This is a genomic window from Streptomyces sp. NPDC046215 (assembly GCF_040646215.1).
GTDB lineage: Bacteria > Actinomycetota > Actinomycetes > Streptomycetales > Streptomycetaceae > Streptomyces > Streptomyces stramineus.
This window is the reverse complement of sequence record NZ_JBEYZW010000180.1, coordinates 1-3,408: the sequence shown is the minus strand read 5'-3', so window position 1 is coordinate 3,408 and position 3,408 is coordinate 1. Positions and strand designations below refer to the sequence as shown.

Annotated in this window: 3 protein-coding genes; 1 reads left to right on the top strand and 2 read right to left on the bottom strand. The window is 71.6% G+C overall.

The window, feature by feature from the left end; genetic code table 11:
* Nucleotides 1-86: 86 nt before the first annotated feature.
* Together ABZ951_RS33655 and ribA are read right to left on the bottom strand one after the other, a co-directional pair.
* Nucleotides 87-1,781 carry a WD40 repeat domain-containing protein gene (locus tag ABZ951_RS33655; RefSeq protein WP_344096939.1) on the bottom strand — a complete coding sequence of 565 codons (1,695 nt, stop codon included), beginning with the start codon at nt 1,779-1,781 and terminating at the stop codon, nt 87-89.
* Entirely contained in the window at nt 1,778-2,377 is a 600-nt protein-coding gene (gene ribA, locus ABZ951_RS33650) for a GTP cyclohydrolase II (protein WP_344096941.1), read from the bottom strand. Before ribA ends, ABZ951_RS33655 begins: the two co-directional genes overlap by 4 nt.
* A gap of 515 nt (nt 2,378-2,892) precedes the next feature.
* Here ribA and ABZ951_RS33645 point away from each other — a divergent pair.
* Nucleotides 2,893-3,264, top strand: a complete 372-nt coding sequence (locus ABZ951_RS33645; RefSeq protein WP_344096937.1) for a DUF6233 domain-containing protein — start codon at nt 2,893-2,895, stop codon at nt 3,262-3,264.
* Nucleotides 3,265-3,408: the final 144 nt, after the last annotated feature.

Genomic DNA, 3,408 nt, shown 5'->3' with positions numbered 1-3,408 from the left:
CATCCGTGATCCTCCCTCCCGGGTTGCACACGGCGCGTCTCCTGCCAGGGTGGGCCCGTAGGCCCGATCCCCTCCCCGTTTGCGACTCAGACGGCGGCCGTGTACACCTGGCCGTCGTAGGACGAGGCGGCGAACGCCTTGCGCTCCACGTCGTAGGTGAGGGAGGAGATGCCCGCGGTCGTGGGCCGGATGACCGACGCCCACTCACCGGCGATCCGGTCGTAGACCGCGATCCGTCCGTTGTAGCTGCCGGAGGCGACGAACCGGCCGTCGTCGGAGGCGGCGACGCACTTGATGGAGTGCGTGTGCGGCGTGTCGAGGACCTCGGCACGCTGCTCCGGGTCCCAGATGCGCAGCTTCAGGTCGCGGCTGACGCTGGCGAAGTAGCCGTCGCCCAGGCCCGCGCAGCCGTTGGCGATCCGGTCGTGGGCGTCCTCGATCGTGGTGACCTTCTCCAGGTCGCCGATCCGGTACCAGGTGGCGGAGGCGTCGGCGGCCACGGAGAAGATGAGGTCACCGGAGACGGCGACGCCCTTGACGGCGTTGGTGTGCAGCGGCAGGTCCGCCACGTGCTCAGCCTTGCCCGGCTCACCCGGGCCGGTCAGCCGCAGCAGCAGGCCCTCGCCGGTGTACGCGCCGACCACCGCGTACCGCGCGCCGTCGCGCTCGAAGGTCGCGCCGCAGTTGAGCGGGGAGCGGTGCTGGTACAGCTCGCGCCCGGTGAGGGCGTCGAAGACCTTGCCCAGCTGGCCGCCGGAGAGCACCAGGTCGCCCAGCGGGGTGAGGAAGTTGCACAGGCTGCCGGTGCGGGCGACGACCTCGCCGTCGCGGTGCACGATGCCCGCGTCACCGACGGTCAGCGCGCCCCCGGCGGCCGGCAGGACGGCGTTGACGCCCTGGGTCGGCGGCACCTCGGAGGAGTCCCAGGAACAGCCCTCGTAGTCGTAGCCGCGGTAGCCGGCGCCGAACGTCGCGAAGACCAGCCGGGAACCGCCGGCGAACGCGCAGGAGCGGGGCCAGACGTCGTCGGGCAGGGCGGTGGTGTCGCGCAGTTCGGGCCGGCCGGAGGCGACGTCCCACAGCCGCATCGTGCGGTCGTAGCTGAGGCTGACCAGCAGGTTGCGCGCGTCGTCGAGGACCAGGCGCTTGATGCCCGCCTCGTGGGCCGGCAGCACGGTGCGGCCCGCGTCGGTGACGACGATGATCTGGCCCTCGTCGTTGCCGGCGAAGATGGTGCCGCCCGCGGAGAGGGCGATGGTGTCGGTCTCGACGCCGTCCATGTCCAGGTCGGCCACCAGGCCGCCGGTCTCCAGCGACCACCGCTTGATGGTGCCGTCGTCGCTGGAGGAGATCAGCTCGTCGCTGTCGTGCGCCCACTCCACGGAGATCACGTCGGCGGTGTGCCCGGTGAAGGTGGCGACGAGCTGCCCGGTGAAGGTGTAGACGCGCACCCGGTGGTCACGGGAGGCGGTGGCTATGAGCTCCTTGGACGGGTGGAAGACGGACATCTCCACGTCGTCCTCCTGGTCGGCGAGGACCGCGACCAGGCGCAGCTCCGGCACCGTCCACAGGCGGGCGGTGTAGTCGCTGGAGGAGGTGACCAGGTGGCGCCCGTCGGGCGAGAACGCGCACTGGTTCGCCAGGTGGTCGTGGAACGAGCGGGAGATGGCCGTCCCGGTCCGCTGGTCCCAGCAGATGACCTGGTTGTCGTAGCCGGCCGTGGCCACGTACGCGTTCTCCCAGGCCGCAATGCCGCTGATGGGTCCCCGGTGCTGGATCACGCTGTTCCTTCCACGAGTTCGATCGAGTGGCCGCCGTATTCGGCCTTGGCGCGCAGGTAGTGGTCGTTGCGCTCGTTGCGGAAGATCCCGGTACGGATCTGCTCCGCGACGTCGATCCCGTACGAGGACAGCTGGGCCGCCTTGTCCGGGTTGTTGGTGTGCAGCTTGATGCGGGTCGCCCCGAGGGCCTTGAGCATCTGGGCGGCCGAGCGGTAGTCCCGGAGGTCGTCCGAGAAGTTCAGCTCGCGGTTGGCCGCGAAGGTGTCCAGCCCTCTGTCCTGGAGCCGGTAGGCGTCGAGCTTGTTGTACAGACCGATGCCGCGTCCCTCCTGGCGGAGGTAGAGCAGCACGCCGCCGGAAGCGGCGAGCAGCTGCATCGACTCGGTCAGCTGCGGGCCGCAGTCGCACCGCGCCGAGCCGAAGACGTCGCCGGTCAGGCACTCGGAGTGCAGCCTCACCAACGGGACCTCGGCGATCGGTCCGAACTGCACGGCCACGTGCTCGAGGCCGTCGCCGAGCCCGGTGAAGGTGATCATCTGGCCGGGCTGCCAGGCGCCGTCGGCGCGCTGGACCGGGATGTCGACCCGGGCTCGGATGCTCACGCCGTCGAGCGGCTCCACCGACACCCCGAGCGAGGGGGCGTCTTCCCCGTTGAGCGTATTGGGCACTGTTCCTCCCGTTGAGCGAGCACGCCCCGAACTCCAGGGCGCAGTCACAGCATGGGCGTGCGGGGCGGCGCGAACAGCACGGTCCGGACCGGTACGGGTACCGAGATCATTTGTGGGCGGTACCGAACCATCCGGTCCCCTGCCTCGGCCTTCGCGGCCGGGGCGCCGGGCCGGGATGCGGAAGGCTGACAGGCGAACGGGCGGCCTCCGCTCTTTCGGGGGAACCCTGTCCTCCGGGGGAACCGGACGATCAGGGTCCGGCGTGGGGTGAACTTCCGTGCCGTTGACGGGCGGTGGGCACGCGACACGCGGGCGAGGGGGCTTCGGGGCGCCGACGGCGCACCCGGTGCGGCGCTCGTGTGCTGGCCGTGCGCATATGCCGGGTTCTCCGAAGGCGCCGGACCGGGCCCGCCGGAGGATGTCCCGCTGCTACCGTCCGCGACATGGAGCAGCTCTTCAGTCACGACGAACTCGCCCTTATCACGGCGGCAGCCGACGAGGCGGGCATGCCTCCGCGCGAGTGGGTGCGCAGCGCGGTCCTCCAATACCTCACCGACGACCCCTTCGAGGAAGCGGAAGCCCCGGCCCCCGCGCGCGCCCCCTACCGGGCGGACCTGGAGAACGCCGTCTGGCCGGTCACCTCGCACCGCCGCTCCGGCAGCACGCTCTTCGAGGTCCACCACGCGGGTTGCTGGGTGCCCAAGGGTGACGAGGAGACCCTGTCCACCGCGCAGGCACGGGAGGAGCTCCTGGCCGGCAACGCCCGGCCGTGCGACGCGTGTTTGCCGCAGCGGTTCCTCACGCCGGTGGCCTAGCCGGCCCGGCGGGGTTGTGGGGGTGCACCACCGCTGCGCGGCGGTGTCCTCAATCGCCGGACGGGGGGGTTTTGGGGGGTGTGGTGCGCGAAAAACCCGGGCCGGGGGGGGGGGGGGGGGGGGCCCCCGCCGGGGCGGGCGGTG

Coding starts and splice junctions, on each gene's coding strand:
- ABZ951_RS33645 (WP_344096937.1), top strand. CDS start 2,893: ATGGAGCAGCTCTTCAGTCACGACGAACTCGCCCTTATCACGGCGGCA.